Annotated in this window: 12 protein-coding genes; 6 read left to right on the forward strand and 6 right to left on the reverse strand. The window is 64.8% G+C overall.

Going from position 1 to position 15,902, the window contains the following annotated elements; genetic code table 11:
- Window position 1: 1 nt before the first annotated feature.
- Together IX761_RS06550 and IX761_RS06555 are read left to right on the forward strand one after the other, a co-directional pair.
- Window positions 2–838 (forward strand): bifunctional allantoicase/(S)-ureidoglycine aminohydrolase, encoded by an 837-nt coding sequence (locus IX761_RS06550; RefSeq protein WP_194788798.1) that lies wholly within the window; start codon window positions 2–4, stop codon window positions 836–838.
- 89 nt (window positions 839–927) lie between these two features.
- Complete coding sequence (locus IX761_RS06555; protein ID WP_194788799.1) at window positions 928–1,533, forward strand: START domain-containing protein; 606 nt, start codon at window positions 928–930, stop codon at window positions 1,531–1,533.
- A gap of 127 nt (window positions 1,534–1,660) precedes the next feature.
- Here IX761_RS06555 and cysS read toward each other — a convergent pair whose 3' ends face one another.
- Window positions 1,661–3,043: a cysteine--tRNA ligase gene (gene cysS, locus IX761_RS06560; RefSeq protein ID WP_194788800.1), complete on the reverse strand. Its 1,383-nt coding sequence runs from the start codon at window positions 3,041–3,043 to the stop codon at window positions 1,661–1,663.
- A 9-nt stretch (window positions 3,044–3,052) separates the two neighbouring features.
- On the reverse strand, window positions 3,053–4,756 hold the full coding sequence (locus tag IX761_RS06565; protein ID WP_194788801.1) for a glutamine--tRNA ligase/YqeY domain fusion protein: 1,704 nt from the start codon (window positions 4,754–4,756) through the stop codon (window positions 3,053–3,055).
- A 263-nt stretch (window positions 4,757–5,019) separates the two neighbouring features.
- Between IX761_RS06565 and IX761_RS06570 the strand changes: the two genes are divergently transcribed.
- On the forward strand, window positions 5,020–5,523 hold the full coding sequence (locus IX761_RS06570) for a peptidylprolyl isomerase (protein ID WP_194788802.1): 504 nt from the start codon (window positions 5,020–5,022) through the stop codon (window positions 5,521–5,523).
- The gene (locus tag IX761_RS06575; protein WP_194788803.1) at window positions 5,520–6,242 is read left to right on the forward strand and encodes a UDP-2,3-diacylglucosamine diphosphatase; all 723 of its coding nucleotides are present in this window, start codon (window positions 5,520–5,522) and stop codon (window positions 6,240–6,242) included. The genes IX761_RS06570 and IX761_RS06575 overlap by 4 nt, the downstream gene beginning before the upstream one ends.
- A 185-nt stretch (window positions 6,243–6,427) precedes the next feature.
- On the opposite strand, the gene IX761_RS06580 is transcribed toward IX761_RS06575, so the two are convergent.
- On the reverse strand, window positions 6,428–8,740 hold the full coding sequence (locus IX761_RS06580; protein WP_194788804.1) for an acylase: 2,313 nt from the start codon (window positions 8,738–8,740) through the stop codon (window positions 6,428–6,430).
- A gap of 200 nt (window positions 8,741–8,940) precedes the next feature.
- Between IX761_RS06580 and IX761_RS06585 the strand changes: the two genes are divergently transcribed.
- Window positions 8,941–9,303 carry a fe2+ zn2+ uptake regulation protein gene (locus tag IX761_RS06585; RefSeq protein WP_194788805.1) on the forward strand — a complete coding sequence of 121 codons (363 nt, stop codon included), beginning with the start codon at window positions 8,941–8,943 and terminating at the stop codon, window positions 9,301–9,303.
- A gap of 33 nt (window positions 9,304–9,336) precedes the next feature.
- Here IX761_RS06585 and IX761_RS06590 read toward each other — a convergent pair whose 3' ends face one another.
- Complete coding sequence (locus IX761_RS06590; protein WP_011533313.1) at window positions 9,337–9,525, reverse strand: hypothetical protein; 189 nt, start codon at window positions 9,523–9,525, stop codon at window positions 9,337–9,339.
- Window positions 9,526–10,003: 478 nt separating this feature from the next.
- On the opposite strand from IX761_RS06590, the gene IX761_RS06595 reads away from it, so the two are divergent.
- Window positions 10,004–10,384 carry a Mor transcription activator family protein gene (locus IX761_RS06595; protein ID WP_194788806.1) on the forward strand — a complete coding sequence of 127 codons (381 nt, stop codon included), beginning with the start codon at window positions 10,004–10,006 and terminating at the stop codon, window positions 10,382–10,384.
- A 101-nt stretch (window positions 10,385–10,485) separates the two neighbouring features.
- On the opposite strand, the gene IX761_RS06600 is transcribed toward IX761_RS06595, so the two are convergent.
- Window positions 10,486–14,157, reverse strand: coding sequence for a translocation/assembly module TamB domain-containing protein (locus IX761_RS06600; RefSeq protein WP_194788807.1), 3,672 nt, complete (start codon window positions 14,155–14,157; stop codon window positions 10,486–10,488).
- Window positions 14,157–15,899 carry an autotransporter assembly complex protein TamA gene (locus tag IX761_RS06605; protein ID WP_194788908.1) on the reverse strand — a complete coding sequence of 581 codons (1,743 nt, stop codon included), beginning with the start codon at window positions 15,897–15,899 and terminating at the stop codon, window positions 14,157–14,159. Before IX761_RS06605 ends, IX761_RS06600 begins: the two co-directional genes overlap by 1 nt.
- Window positions 15,900–15,902: the final 3 nt, after the last annotated feature.

A 15,902-nucleotide genomic window follows, 5' to 3' on the forward strand; every position in this document is an offset into this window, starting at 1 on the left:
CATGTCGAAACCATCCTACTTCGCCCCCCACGGTGGGCACCCGGCTCAGACCGAGCTGCTGACTGACCGTGCCATGTTCACCGAAGCCTATGCCGTCATCCCCAAGGGCGTGATGCGTGACATCGTCACCAGCCACCTGCCGTTCTGGGACAAGATGCGCATGTGGGTCATCGCCCGCCCGCTGACCGGTTTTGCCGAGACCTTCTCGCAGTACATTGTTGAAGTTGCCCCGGAAGGCGGCAGCGAGCGCCCTGAGCTGGACCCGAACGCCGAAGCGGTGCTGTTCGTGGTCGAAGGCCAGATCGACATCACCGTCGAAGGCAAGCACCACACCCTGGCTCCGGGCGGCTACGCCTTCCTCGCGCCAGGCGCCGAGTGGAGCCTGCGCAACAACAGCCAGGCCAACGTCACCTTCCACTGGCTGCGCAAGCACTACCAGAAAGTCGAAGGCCTGCCGGTACCGGAGTCGTTCGTCACCCACCGCGACAACGCCACCGTCATCGAGATGCCGGGCACCGAAGGTGCGTGGAAGACCACCCGCTTCGTCGACATGGCCGACATGCGCCACGACATGCACGTCAACATCGTGACCTTCCAGCCAGGCGGCGTGATCCCGTTCGCCGAAACCCACGTCATGGAACACGGCCTGTACGTACTGGAAGGCAAAGCGGTGTACCGCCTGAACCAGGACTGGGTCGAGGTCGAGGCCGGCGACTTCATGTGGCTGCGCGCCTTCTGCCCGCAGGCCTGCTACTCCGGCGGCCCAGGGCCGTTCAGCTACCTGCTGTACAAGGACGTCAACCGTCATGTGCACCTGACCCTCAACCCGCAACGTTGAGTTCAGGTTGATGGCCACGAGCCCGCCTTCATGGCGGGCTTCGTTTTTGTGGCCATACTTGCAGCTAGCCTTCGCTTCGGCCACCGATCATGCCCCTCTCCCGCCTGCTGCTTGCCCTGACGCTGTCGCTACCGGCCCCGTTGCTGGCCGCCGATGACTGGCAACTGGCCTATGACCGCGAAGGTATCCGCGTCTACCTGAGCAGCGTCGCCGGCTCCCCCTACCAGCAGTTCCGTGGCGTCAGCACCATGAATGCCAGCGTGCGCACGCTCATCGACCTGCAGGAAAACCTGCGGGTGGCGTGCAAATGGCTGTATGCGTGCGAGCAGATGCGCTTGCTGGACGTGGAAGGCGACAGCACCTGGGTCTACCTCACCACCAACCTGCCCTGGCCCACATTGCCACGGGACATGGTGCTCAAGGTCAGCACCGAGCGGCTGGACGACGGTACGCTGGTGCGCCACCTCAGTGCCGACCCCGGCAGGGTGCCCGAAGAGCCGGGGCTGATCCGCGTAAGGCAGATCAACGGGGAATGGATCATGAAGCCGGTGGGGGCAAAGCGGACCGAGGTGACCTATCAGTTGCAGGCTGATCCGGCCGGGGATGTGCCGGGCTGGCTGGCGAACCGGTTCGTGGTGGATGCGCCGGTGGTGACATTGCGCACGTTGCGTGCGGTGGCTGAAAGGCAACATTGACTCAACCAGGGGCCGCTTTGCGGCCCTATCGCGACACAAGGCCGCTCCTACAGGAGATTGCGGTCATCTGTAGGAGCGGCCTTGTGTCGCGATAGGGCTGCGAAGCAGCCCCAGGATTTTGCGTCGATCAGTCAGCCAAACGCCAAGTGGTCGCACCCTTGCTGTCTTCCAGCACCACACCCATGGCGGTGATCTGGTCACGAATCCGATCGGACTCGGCCCAGTTCTTGTCGGCCCGCGCTTGCAGCCGCGCCTGGATCAGCGCTTCCACTTCGGCGGCATCGACCTTGCCTTCGGCCCCTGCACGCAGGAAGTCGTCGGCCTCGAGCTGCAACACGCCCAGCACATCGCCCAGCTCACGCAGACGACCCGCCAGGCCAGCGGCAGCCTCAGGATCGCTGTCACGCAGGCGGTTGATCTCGCGCACCAGGTCGAACAGCACGGCACAGGCTTCAGGGGTGCCGAAGTCGTCGTTCATCGCCGCGCTGAAGCGCTCGACGAATTCCTCACCGCCTTTGGCCGCCACGCGCGGCAAGCCGCGCAGAGCGTGGTAGAAGCGCTCCAGCGCACCCTTCGAATCACGCAGGCTGTCTTCGGAGTAGTTGATCGCGCTGCGGTAGTGGCTGGCCACCAGCAGGTAGCGCACCACCTCCGGGTGGTACTTGTCGAGTACGTCACGGATGGTGAAGAAGTTGTTCAACGACTTGGACATCTTCTCGCCATTGATGCGGATCATGCCGCAGTGCATCCAGGCGTTGGCGTACTGCTTGCCGGTGGCCGCCTCGCTCTGGGCGATCTCGTTCTCGTGGTGCGGGAACTCCAGGTCGCTGCCGCCACCATGGATGTCGAAGCTCTCACCCAGGCAGCAGGTGGACATCACCGAGCACTCGATGTGCCAGCCAGGGCGGCCCGGCCCCCAGGGCGAATCCCAGTAAGGCTCGCCCGGCTTGACGCCCTTCCACAGCACGAAGTCCAGCGGGTCCTGCTTGGCCTCGTCGACCTCGATACGTGCACCGATGCGCAAGTCTTCGATCTTCTTGCGCGACAGCTTGCCGTAGCCGACGAACTTGCCGACGCGGTAGTACACGTCGCCATTGCCCGGGGCGTAGGCGTAACCCTTGTCGATGAGGGTCTGGATCATCGCGTGCATGCCGGGGATATGGTCGGTGGCACGCGGTTCCAGGTCGGGCTTGAGGATGCTCAGGCGGCGCTCGTCCTCGTGCATCGCGTCGATCATGCGCGCGGTCAGGGCGTCGAACGACTCACCGTTCTCGTTGGCGCGGTTGATGATCTTGTCGTCGATGTCGGTGATGTTGCGCACATACGTGAGCTCATAACCGCTCTTGCGCAGCCAGCGGGTGACCAGGTCGAAGGCCACCATGCTGCGGCCATGCCCCAGGTGGCAGTAGTCGTACACGGTCATGCCGCACACGTACATGCGCACCTTGTTGCCGTCGAGCGGCTTGAAGGCTTCCTTGGTCTTGGTCAGCGTGTTGTAGATGTTGAGCACGGCGGTTCCTCAGCTGCCCCAGGAGTCACGCAGGGTGACGGTGCGGTTGAACACCGGGCGGCCCGGCTGGCTGTCCTTCAGGTCGGCGCAGAAGTAACCCTCGCGCTCGAACTGGAAGCGGTCTTCGGGCTGGGCCTGACCCAGCGAAGGCTCGGCGCGGCAGCCGCTCAGCACTTGCAGCGAGTCGGGGTTGATGTTGTCGAGGAAGCTGCCGCCATCTTCGGTCTTCTCCGGGTTGGCGGAGCGGAACAGGCGGTCGTACAGGCGCACTTCGCACTCGACGCTGCCTTCGGCCGGCACCCAGTGGATCACGCCCTTGACCTTGCGGCCTTCGGGGTTCTTGCCCAGGGTGTCCGGGTCGTACGAGCAGCGCAGCTCGACGATGTTGCCGTCGGCGTCCTTGATCGCCTCGTCGGCGCGGATCACGTAGCTGCCGCGCAGGCGCACTTCACCGGCCGGCTCCAGGCGCTTGTAGCCCTTGGGCGGTTCTTCCATGAAGTCGTCGCGGTCGATGTACAGCTCGCGGGCGAACGGCAGCACGCGCACGCCCATGTCTTCTTTGGGGTGGCGCGGCAGTTCGAGCTGCTCGACCTGGCCTTCGGGGTAGTTGGTGATCACCACCTTCAATGGGCGCAGCACGCACATGGCGCGTGGCGCGGTACGGTCCAGGTCGTCACGGATGCTGAACTCGAGCATCGACATGTCGACTACGCCGTCGGAACGGTTGGTGCCGATCATTTCGCAGAAGTTGCGGATCGAGGCCGGGGTGTAGCCACGGCGACGGTAGCCCGACAGCGTCGACATGCGCGGGTCGTCCCAGGCCTCGACGTGCTTTTCGTCCACCAGCTGCTTGAGCTTGCGCTTGGAGGTGATGGTGTAGTTCAGGTTCAGGCGGCTGAACTCGTACTGGCGCGGGTGCGCGGGTACCGGCAGCTTGTCGAGGAACCAGTCGTACAGCGGACGGTGGCTTTCGAACTCCAGGGTGCAGATGGAGTGGGTGATGCCTTCGATGGCGTCCGACTGACCGTGGGTGAAGTCGTAGTTGGGGTAGATGCACCACGCGTCACCGGTCTGGTGGTGGTGGGCATGGCGGATGCGGTACATGATCGGGTCGCGCAGGTTCATGTTCGGCGAAGCCATGTCGATCTTGGCCCGCAGCACACGCTCGCCATCCTTGAACTCGCCGGCCTTCATGCGCGCGAACAGGTCGAGGTTTTCCTCGACGCTGCGCTCGCGGAACGGGCTGTTCTTGCCCGGTTCAGTCAGGCTGCCACGGTATTCCTTGGCCTGCTCGGGGGTCAGGTCGCACACATAGGCGTTGCCCGACTTGATCAGCTCGACGGCCCAGTCGTGCAGTTGGCCGAAGTAGTCCGAGGCGTAGCGCACCGGGCCCGCCCACTCGAAGCCCAGCCACTTGACATCGCGCTGGATGGAGTCGATGTATTCCTGGTCTTCCTTGGCCGGGTTGGTGTCGTCGAAACGCAGGTGGCAGGCACCGCCGAATTCCTGGGCCAAACCGAAGTTGACGCAGATCGACTTGGCATGGCCGATGTGCAGGTAACCGTTGGGCTCCGGCGGGAAGCGGGTGACGATACTCTGGTGCTTGCCCGCGTCCAGATCGGCCTGGACGATCGGCCGCAGGAAGTTCACAGGGACGGCGGGGGCGCCTTTGGCAGCGGCGTTGGGCGCGTTGTCGGCAGTGGGCTTGCTCATAATGTCCTTGAATGCAGGTAGCCGGCCTGGGTAGGCCGATTGAAACAAAGGGCCTATCATAGCCGAAGCAGTCAAGCTGCTGACAGCCGGACGCGGACAAACTGACGCGTTTTGTCGCAGCTATTTGTCGCAGCCGCCGGTCGAAACCGGCAGAATGCCCACCGCGCGCCCTGTGGCATGTGCCGTGGCACGCTGATCCTGCGTCAGCTAACCCGAGCGCCCGGCGCCCCCCCTTTCCCGATGCCTTGAGAGCGAACTTAAGCATGTCCAAAGTCAAACTGAGCACCAACCACGGCGACATCGTCATCGAGCTGAACGCCGAAAAAGCCCCGATCACCGTGGCCAACTTCATCGAATACGTTAACGCCGGCCACTACAGCAACACCGTATTCCACCGTGTGATCAAGGGTTTCATGATCCAGGGCGGCGGTTTCGAGCCAGGCATGGCAGAAAAGAAAGACAAGCGTGCCAGCATCCAGAACGAAGCCGACAACGGCCTGAAGAACGACAAGTACACCATCGCCATGGCCCGCACCATGGAGCCGCACTCGGCCTCCGCGCAGTTCTTCATCAATGCTTCCAACAACGATTTCCTCAACCACAGCGGAAAAAATGTCCAGGGTTGGGGCTACGCGGTGTTCGGTAAAGTGACCGAAGGTACCGAGGTTGTCGACGCCATCGAAAAAGTCGCCACCGGTTCCAAGGCTGGCCACCAGGACGTACCGAAAGAAGACGTGATCATCGAGAAAGCCGAGATCATTGAGTGATCCTGCTGATCTCCGATCTGCACCTGCAAGAAGAACGCCCGGACATTACCCGGGCGTTTCTTGATCTGCTCGACGGCCGCGCCCGTCACGCCAAGGCGCTGTACATCCTTGGCGACTTCTTCGAGGCGTGGATCGGCGACGATGCCATGACCCCCTTCCAGCAGTCGATCTGCCAGGCCCTGCGCCAACTGAGCGATAGCGGCACGGCGGTGTACCTGATGCACGGCAACCGCGACTTTCTCATTGGCCAAGGGTTTTGCGAGGCAGCCGGCTGCACCCTGCTGGCCGATCCCAGTGTGGTCGAGCTGGGTGGCGAACAGGTGCTGTTGATGCATGGCGACACGCTATGCACCCGCGACGTGGCCTACATGAAGCTGCGCCGCTACCTGCGTAACCCGCTGACGCTGTGGATCCTGCGGCACCTGCCGCTGTCCACCCGGCAAAAGCTTGCGCGCAAGCTACGCAGTGAAAGCCGCTCGCAGACCCGCATGAAATCCACCGAGATCGTCGATGTCACCCCCGAGGAAGTGCCACGGGTGATGGCCAGCCATGGGGTACGCACCCTGGTGCATGGCCATACCCATCGCCCGGCGATCCACAAACTGGTGGTCGAGGGGCAGCCGGCGCGGCGGATCGTGCTGGGGGATTGGGATCGGCGTGGCTGGACCTTGCAGGTGGATGAACAGGGCTTCCAGCTGGCCCCGTTCGAGTTTGCCTGAAGGTACGCAGCGCCCTCATCGCCCCTGTAGGAGCGGCCTTGCCGGGGCGCCGGACCGGCCGGAATGGGGTGCGCAGCGCCCCCAGGATCTCGATTACACCTCAAGATCGTCGGGGCTGCGCTGCAGCCCTTTCGCGGCACAAGGCCGCTCCTACACAAGCCGGCTTGCCGGGGATGAACCCCACACTACCTGGTGCTGGCCACCGGCGCCTTGTCACGCTCACTGATCACATACTGCCGATACTGCGGATCCGCCTCGATCTGCGCTTCGGTGAACGGGATCGGCGACAGCTGCTTGGCCGCGAAGGCGCGGGTCTGGTCCGCAGCATGCACCGAGGCCGCTTCACTGGACAGCGAGAACGCCAGCAACCCCTGGGCCTGCGGCCCTTGCTCGGTGAAGCTGACCACTTGCAAGTAGCTTGATCCGCTGACCACCAGGCGCTTGCCCGGCGCCACCGGCACGCTGACCATGGCGTTGTACACCCCCAGCTCCTGTGGGCCACCCGGCACCGGCGTGCCGTCGCTGGCCTGCTGGATCTGCCCCCAACGCTGTCCGGCGGCAATCCCCGCCTCGCCCACCTGAGCCAGCGAGGCGATGGCCGCCTGGTGTACCAGCTTGCCCACCGCCGCTTGCTCGACCGCCAGGCCACGCGGCGTATGCTGCGGGTCGGCCGGGTCGAACGCCACGCGCCAGCTCTCAGGGTGCTCGGCCAGTGCCGTGGCGATGTTCTCGAAGTGCACCAGACCGATACCGGCATCCAGGTCGGCCTTGCCGTTCCACGCTTTCAGGCTTGCACACACGGCCTCGACATCGGCCGGCGCGCCTTGGCACCACTGTAACAAGTCGGGCAGCAGCAGGCTGGCCAGGTACACCTCGTCGTCGAACACCATGCGCTCGAGGTCATCGGCACTGATCTTGGCGTTGCCCTGCAAGCGCTGCAGGGCAAAGCGGCTGCGCATACCCAAGGGCTGGTCTGCGCGGCTTTGCACAGGCGAGAAACCGGTCAACGGCTGCGCCGGGTTGGCCAGCCAGGCCGAGTCGTTGGCATGCTGCACGAAGTCCTGGCGCGCCAGGCTTGGTTGCAGATGCGCCGGGAAGATGCCCGGCTGGGCCGCCTGGGCATCGACCTTCCATTGGCAGGCGCTGCGCGAGCCATCCAGCACCACCACGGGATCGGTGACGCCTGGGTTGCCGCACTGGGCCAGCAGTTGCTCATCGACGTAGGGCACCACCGACTGGTTCAGGTACAGCGCCTGCCCGGAAGCATCCACCGCCAGGGTGTTGACCCAGGGGATGCCCTGCACCTGCGCGACCGAGGCTTTCAGCGCGTCCAGGCTGTCGGCGCGGTTGATGCGGTACCACTGCTGGAGGACCCGGGTATTGTCGAGGTTGGCATCGCGCAGGGCATAGGCCGCTTGCTTGTCCCAGTCCAGCCGGCCAGGCCATTGCACCACCGGGCCGAACTTCGACAGGTAGACCGGACGCTCGACCTGCTGCAAGGCGCCACCCTCCCCTTTGACCGTGATCTTGACCAACTGCCGCTCCAAAGGCAGCGACTGGCCGTCGAGCAGGTAACGGGTCGGGTCCTTCGGGTCGAGTTGCAGGCGGTAAACCGTGAAGTGCTTGGCGGTATCGACCGTATGGGTCCAGGCCAGGTGCTTGTTGAAGCCGATATTGACCACCGGCAGGCCCGGCAGCGCCGCGCCCATCACATCCAGTTGCCCCGGGATGGTCAACTGCATCTGGTAGAAGCGCATCCCGCCCACCCAGGGGAAGTGCGGGTTGCCCAGCAGCAAGCCCTTGCCATTAGCCGAGCGCTGGGCCCCCACTGCCACCGCGTTGCTGCCACGGCTCATGGCGAATTGCTCCTGCCGGGCCAGGGCCACGCTGTAGTCGACCTTTGGCAACTGCGCCGCCAGATTCGGCGGAGTCGCGGCCACCACCGCTTCAGCAAACTGCCCCACGCCGCCTTCGGCCAGCAGGCGCCGGGTCAGCTTGACCAGGTCCAGGCTGGTGATCGGTCGCACCCAGTCGCCCTGCCCGCACTCGGCCGGCAAGCCCTGGGCCCGACGCTCACCGAGGGCACGGTTGTAGCCACTGGCATAGCCCTCCAGCAAGTCGCGCACCGCCGTGGGTTGCGCTTGAAGGAAGGCGTTGACTGCCACCGGGCCGTTGAGCCAGGTGAAGAACAGGTCGCTGGCGAGGTTGTCGCGCTGGTCGACGGTCTTGCCCTCGCCGCCGAAATGGCGTGAACGCTCACCGTTGACGGTCAGCACCTCGTCGGCCAACAGGCAGAGGTTGTCCTGGGCATAGGCATAGCCGATGCCGTAGCCCAGGCCACGTTCATCCTTGGCCAGGATATGCGGCACGCCGAAGCTGGTACGACGGATCTGCGCGGAGGCTTCGCCAACAGCCTCGCGCGCCTGGGCCACCAGGCTGGAGGCGACCAGGGCGGCGGCGAGGCCCAGGTGCAGGGCAGGACGCGAAAGAGGGATCACAGGCACTCCTCGTGCAATCGGGGGTTATCCCGATCAGACGAATGGCCGGATGAAAATTTTACGTCGCCAGCAACGTTGCAACGTCTTGAACAGGGTGTGTCAGATTTTTTTACCGCAGGGCTGCAGTTTTGCAGTTCTCATTCGTCTTAAGTAGTGAGGCACCGATGATTTCGCTGCCATCGACGAAAAGGAGCATTCGCATGTACAACCCACAACCCTCGCTGCAGGCAGCGCGCAGCCCGGGCGGCACGCCCTGTGCACAGGACGTGCGCAGCGGCAACGAGCAGATCCGCGAGCTGCTGCGCCTGTACGGCCTGCGCACCAGCCTGATCCGGCTGAAGGTCATCGATGCGCTGCACACCGCCGACCGCAATGGCCGCAGCATTGGTGTGCGCGGCGTTCACGCGCAACTGGAGCAGTTGGACATTCCCCTGTCGTTCCTCAGCGTGCGCGAGGTGCTCAAACGACTGTGCGCCGAGGGCGTCATCAGCCTGGGCAACGACAAGTGCTATAGCCTCGAACCCGAGGCCCGGGCCGTGCTGGAGCAGCCCGTGGGGCGTTGAAGCATGGCCGGCCAGCGCTGGCCGGCCGCAGTCTCAAGGCTTGACCTTGCGCCGCAGGATCCCGTTGATCACCACCACGACCACCGCAATGGCAATCGCGATGTACTGGAAGGTCTGCTCGCTGATGGTGCCTTGCTTTTGCAGGTAGCTTAGGCCGAGCATGATCCCCAGGACCACCAGGATGATCAGGATCGAGTATTTGAGGCGCTGCACGTGTGTCATCGGAGGTTCCTTGCGACATCGGGGACATGAGGCTCCATCAGAGCCGGCGCCATGATACCTCGCTGCTTTTCCCCACGCAGGATTTCCTTGCAACCCATGAACCTGCTCCATAGAGGGCGTCAGGCCAACGCAACCGCTCTGCCCCCACGCGCGCCCCTCGCCTGCCCGGGCAACGCTTCCCCTTTTGATTACCTCGTGGCGTGCACCCATTACGCCATCATGGAAGACATTCTCCCGGAGTTTTGGGGCCTGTAGCGTAAGGGTGAAGGAATTTCCTACACCAGAAGCATCGGTTGCCCGCAATCACCATGCCACTGAGGCTACAACTGCCGGTCCGCTTCGCGCCTAGCGACCGTTTCCGCTGCTGTTTGAAAATCGAGCCAAGCCAGACGCCTCACAGCGCCGTGGCGCGCTTCGGTGCAAGGTCCATAACAGCCAGGCACCCCTTCGATTCCACCCAGCTCAAGGAAGCCAATCAGTGGAAATGCCAGACCTCAACAACATCGAAATATCCCAACTGCCTCACTCGCTGCAGGCCCTGATCGAATGCATCGGCCTGGAAAACGCCTACCACCTCACGTGCGCCTTCGGCGGGCGCCCCAAATACATCCCCAAGCATCGCGAGCGCACCAAACTGGCCGACGTGCTCCCACCCGAAGCACTCGACGCCCTGATCAAGCGCTATGCCGGCATGGCCCTGGAGATCCCCAAGCCTGATCACTTCCAGCGCCAGCTGCGCAACCAACAGATCCAGAAGGAAAGCGCCGACGGCTTGTCCCGGAGCCTGTTGGCTGACAAGTACGGCCTGAGCCTGCGACAGATCGGTAACATTCGTCGACAGGAATGTCCCGTCCGCTGAGTAGAACCGGTATGCACAATTGCCGATGGACTTGCCAGGGAGGGCAAGGTCAAGACATCCGCCACCGGCCTCGGACGGCCGGTGCGGACGAAGGGATGCGATCAGAAGTCGCGCTTGTAGAAAATATCCAGAGAACTGGCCAGGCCGCTGGCGGCCTCCAGGTAGACTTTCTTGCTGAGCTTGTAGCGCAAGGCAATGGTGTTGGCCGGTTCGAACACCCCTACGCCATAGCGCAAGCTGAGCTTCTCGGTGAGGTTGCCACTGGCGACCACGCTGGTGCTGTTGCCGGAGCCTTCGGTATCGAGCTGGAAATCGTCGATCCCCAGGTTCTCCGCCAGACCACCGGTCAGCCCTGCGCTACCGGCCAGCCCCAACCCCAACGCGGCCTCGGCAAGCATGTTGTTGTCTTCGCCGGAAGCACCCAACGGACGCCCCAGCACCAGGTAAGACAACGCCTGTTCCTGGCTCATCGCCGGCTCGGCGAACACCTGGGTGGTCGGCTGCTCGGCACTTCCAGTGAGGCGGATACCGGCCACCACGTCGTTGGTGCGCCTGATGGCCTCGATGTCCAGGTAGGGCTGGTCGATGGGGCCAGCAAACAGCAACCGTGCGCGGCGAATGGTCAGATTCTGGCCGTAGGCCCGATAGCGGCCATCGGCCAGGCTCAGTTCACCCCGGGTATCGAGGTTGTCGCCAATGTGCACGTGCCCCAGCAAGTTGGCCGTCAGGCCAAAGCCACTGAACGACAACTTGTCCCGCCCCACCTCGACATCGATGTCCATCGCCACCGCCATGGGTGGCTTGCCCGCTTCGGTCTGGTGGCCGACGATCACCGTGTCGTCCGACACCTGCACAGTCGAGGGCGGCAGCTCGCGCACGGTTATCTTGCCCTTGGGCACCAGCACCTTGCCGGTGACCGCCAGCTTGTCGCCTGCCAGGCGAAGGGTCAGGTCCGGCGCCACCTCCAGTACCGCGTAAGGCTCGACCGTCACCGGCAGTTGCTGCCCCTTCAGTTGCAGGTCCATGGCCAGGGCCTGGCCCCAGGTCATCTGCCCTTCAAGGGTGCCGCGCCCAGCGTTGCCACTGCGCCAGTCGCCCTTGAGCCGTACCTGCTCGCCAGCAATGAGCGCTTGCAGCGACAACCCCTCGACACTCACCGGCAATTCGGCGCCTCCGACCTCGCCACCGCTGAGGGCCAGGTTGCCTTCGACCTGAGGGGCCAGCAGGCTGCCGGACAGCCGCCCACTGCCATCGAGCTGGCCGGCCAGGCGTTCGACCATGGGCAGGAAGGGCCGCGCCACCGACAGCTGCAGCCCAGCCAGGCGGAAATCACCGGACAACGGCTTGTCGCACCCCAGTGGATCGATGCGGGTGTTCAGGGTCAGCGCGCCCAGGCGCTCACCCTGGAAGTCCAGGCGGGTGTCGACCCGGCGCGGCGCCAAGGTGCTGTCCAGGCGTAGCACCTGATAGGGGAAATCGACCCAGCGATCCTTGTCACGCACCCGCAGGGTGCCGCCGCTGGCGTCGATGCGGATGCTGCCCTTCGGGCCGCTGGCGGGCATGTCGAGGTTGATGTCGGCATTGAGCAGCCCCTGCCAGGCGAAATCCTTGGGCAGCCACTGCGCCAGGCTGTCCAGCGGGAACTGCTTGAGGTGGTAGCGCAGGCGCGGCTCGGGTGCCAGGCGCTGGTCCTCACCGCACAGGCTGGCCTGACCGGAGCGCCAGCAATGGGCGCCGAAGTCCAGCTGGCCGCTGGCCAGGCGTTGCAGGCGTGCCGGAGCCTGCAACTGCCAGTCCTGGCCGCCGGCCTGGATCCGCCCGCTGGCCAGGCGGCCGCGCCAGTCACCCTTGTTCAAGGTGCCATCGACGCCGAGATTGAGCTTGAGTTGCGGGCCCGCGAGGGCCAGGGTCGCCGCTTGCTGGCGAATGTCGCCCTTGCCCTGCACGTCAAGGTTGCCCAGGGCGGTGTCGCCCAGGCGGATGTTGCCGGCCTTGAGGGCCACCTGCCCGCGCTGGGCGCTGTCCAGACGCGCCTCGAGGTCCAGGCGCTGCACGCGGTTGTCCGCCTGGGCCAACTGCTGCCCTTGCAGGGTGAGGCTGCCCTGGGGGGCGGCCAGGGTGCCGGCCAGGTCCAGGCGCCCCTTGACCTGGCCCTGCAACTGCGGCCACAGCTGGCCGAGCCGCGGCAGGTCGAGGTCGACCCGCCCGGCCAGGCGTTGCTGCAAGCTGCCACTGCCGTTGATGCGGTTGTCGCCTAGCTGCACCGCGAGGCTGCCCAGGGTCCATTTATCACCCTTGCCGTCGGCATCGACCTTGAGCACGGCCGGCTGGCCGCGCAGGCGCCCCTTGAGGTCCAGCTGCGCCTTGAGTTGTAGCTGCTCGTGCTTGAGCTCGCCTTGGCTGCGCAGCGGGCCGGCCAGGGTGCCAGGCAGTTCGGCCAGCCAGTAGGCCGGGTCGAGGGCCGCCAATTGCAGGTCCACGTCCCAGGCCAGGGTATCGGCGAAACGCAGGGCGACGCTGCCGGTGGCCTTGCCCTGCCCCGCGCTCAGGGCCAACTGCCCCAGGCGCACCTGGCCAAGGTCACCCTCGAACGGGCTGGCAACCGTGAAGGCGCCGGCCGGGCCATCCAGGTCACCGTTAAACGCCCCCTGGTAGCTGCCATCGCGGTATTGCACCTGGGCGTTGAAGCGTTTGAGGGTCACCTGTGGTGGTTGCTCGAGCGGATACAGGCGCAGCCAGGGGAAGTCGAGCCAGTCGATGCTGGCCTCGGCGCTCAAACCCTGCTGCCAGTCGGCACTGGCCTGCAACTTGACCCGCTGGGTGTCGCTGGCAGTGAGGTCTAGGGCGTCGAGCCGTGCACCCTTGGCGTCCACCTTGCCGGCCAGCACCAGGCCTACCGGGCCCTGTTCGGCCGGCAACGTGGCCACGCCGGACAACTGGTAACCCTTGAGCAGGTCGCCCTGGGCGTCCAGCTTGAGCTGATTCAGCTGCAAGGTGTCCGGCAGCTCGCCTGCGGGCTTGAACGCCTCGGACCGCAGGCTCAGCTTGGCGGGCAAGTGCTCGGCCAGTGCCTGCAACTCGCCATCGAGTCGGGCATCGAGGTAGCCACTGCTGGTGGCCTCCAGCGTGAGGGTCTTTTGCAATTCGCCCTTGGCGTTCAACGCCAGTTGCCAGGGCTGACCGTCCACGGCCGGCAATTGCACAGTGCCTTGCAGCTGCACGGGCCAGTCGCCTTGCGGTTGCAAGTCGCCCTGCAGCTCAAGGCGCAGGTCATCGCGTTGCAATTGCAGGCTGTCGACACGCAGCCCGGTAGCGGTCCAGTGCGCGGCCAGCTGCAAATTACCCAGCAGCGCGTCGCCATCGAGCCGCACCTGGCCGACTTTGACTTCACCCAGTTCGATGGCCAATGGCAGGCTCAGCGCCGGCAGTTGCAACGGGCCGCTGTCGGGTTCGCTTGCGCTGGGGGCGAAGGCCATGTCGATACGTTCGGCTTGCAGGCGCTCGATGCACAAGGTGCCGCGCAACAGGCAGGCTGGCGACCAGGCCAATCGCGGCGCTTGCAGCTCGACCCGGTTTTGACCGTCGGCCCAGCGCAGATGACTGGCCTGCCAACTACTGCCCAGACGCCCCTCGAAATCACGGGTTTCAAGCCCTGGCACCATCCCCAGCAGCCAGCGGCTGCCGGCCTGTGTGCCCAGCACCAGGGCCAACGCCAGGGCGATCAGCAGCAACAGGGCGGCAACGGCCAGCAGGATGGATCTGAACACACGCATCACAGCTCGGGCCCCATGGAGAAGTGCAAGCGATAACCACCGTCGTCATCCAGCGCCCGGGCCAGGTCCAGGCGCAATGGCCCAACCGGTGACACCCAGCGCACGCCGATACCGACGCCGGTCTTGAGGCTGGGCAGTTCCAGCGAATTGAACGAGTTGCCCTGGTCGACGAAGGTAGCCACCCGCCATTTTTCGGCGATCGAGTACTGGTACTCGGCACTGCCGGCCACCAGGTAGCGGCCGCCGATGCGGTCACCCTTGTTGTTCTCGGGCGACAATGACTGGTAGTCGTAGCCGCGCACGCTCTGGTCGCCACCGGCGAAGAAGCGCAGCGAGGGCGGGATGTTCTGCTGGTAGCCGTGGGTGGCGCTGCCGCCGAACTGCACACGGCCAAGCAGGCGGTGGTTTTGACCCAGGGTCGTCAGGCCCTTGAGCAGCACGTTGCCGTACAACAGGTCAGTGTCCGAGCCCAATCCTTCCTTTGCCACCTTGAAGTCGAACTGCAAGCGGTAGCCATTGTGCGGGTCGATACGGTTGTCGCTGCGCAAATAGTTGAAGCTCACGCCGGGCATCAGCAGGTTGCTCAGCCCCGAATCGTCGCCCAAGCGGTATTCCTCGCGCTGGTACTTCAGCGAAATCACCCGCTGCCAGCCGCTGGGCAGCTTGCTGTGCCACTCAGGGCCCACGGTGAGCAGCTTGCTCAGGGTGTCGGTGCCAGCGATTTCTTCGTTCTGGTAGCCACCGGCGAAACGCAGCTTGTCGGTCAATGGCGGGTCGAGGGGGATGTCGTACCACAGCCCGACGTTCTGCCGCGGCGCCGACAGCTCGGTTTCCCAGCCGTAGCTGTGACCCTGGGGGTTGACCCAGTGCCGGGTCCAGTTGGCCTTGGCGCGCGGGCCGACGTCGGTCGAGAAGCCCAGGCCCAGGCCCAGGGTGCGCGGTTTGCGGGAATCGAGCTGGACCTGTACCGGAATTTCCTGGCCCACTGCGGCGGTGGGTGCCGCATCCACCCGCACACCCTCGAAGTAACCGCTCGATTGCAGGTCGTTGTTGAGTTCGGCGATCAGTTCGGAGTCGTAGGGGGTGCCGGGTTTGAACCCCACCATGCGTTGCAGCAGGTCGTTGTCCAGCGGCGTATCGCCGCCGAAGCTCACCGCGCCCAGGTGATAGCGAGGGCCGCTTTGATAGATGAGTTCGATGTCGGCCACCCCAGCCTGGGGGTCGACCGCCAGGCGCTGGCGCTCGAAGCGGCCACTGAAGAAACCGTAGCGCGACGCCTGGTTCTGGATCAGCCGCTTGGCATCCTCATAGTGCCCGTGATTGAGCTGCTCGCCGGGGCGCAGCGCCTTGCTGTCGGGGATGCGAAACGCCTTGAGCTCGCTGGCCGGCCCCTCGATGCGCACGGTCACGTTGCGCAGGCGCACCGGCTCACCGGGTTCGACATGGATGATCAGTTGTGGGTGCTTGTCTTTTTCACTTGACGCCTGCACGTCGCTGTCGATCCGCGCTTGATAGTAGCCCAGCGCCTGGGCCGCCTTGCGCGTCTGCTCCACAGCGCCGCGACTGAAGCGCAACAGCGCTTCCTCATCGCGGTCGCCGAGGCTGCCGATATAACCTTCGATATTGGCCTTGAGCGCCTTGTTGGCGGGTTTCACCCGGACCAGCAATTCGCTCTGGGCCCATGCCATGGAGCTGGCGGCCAACAACAGCAGGCCCCAGCCGAATCTTCCTGAATACGTCATGGC

This window comes from Pseudomonas sp. UFMG81 (assembly GCF_015354575.1).
Lineage (GTDB): Bacteria > Pseudomonadota > Gammaproteobacteria > Pseudomonadales > Pseudomonadaceae > Aquipseudomonas.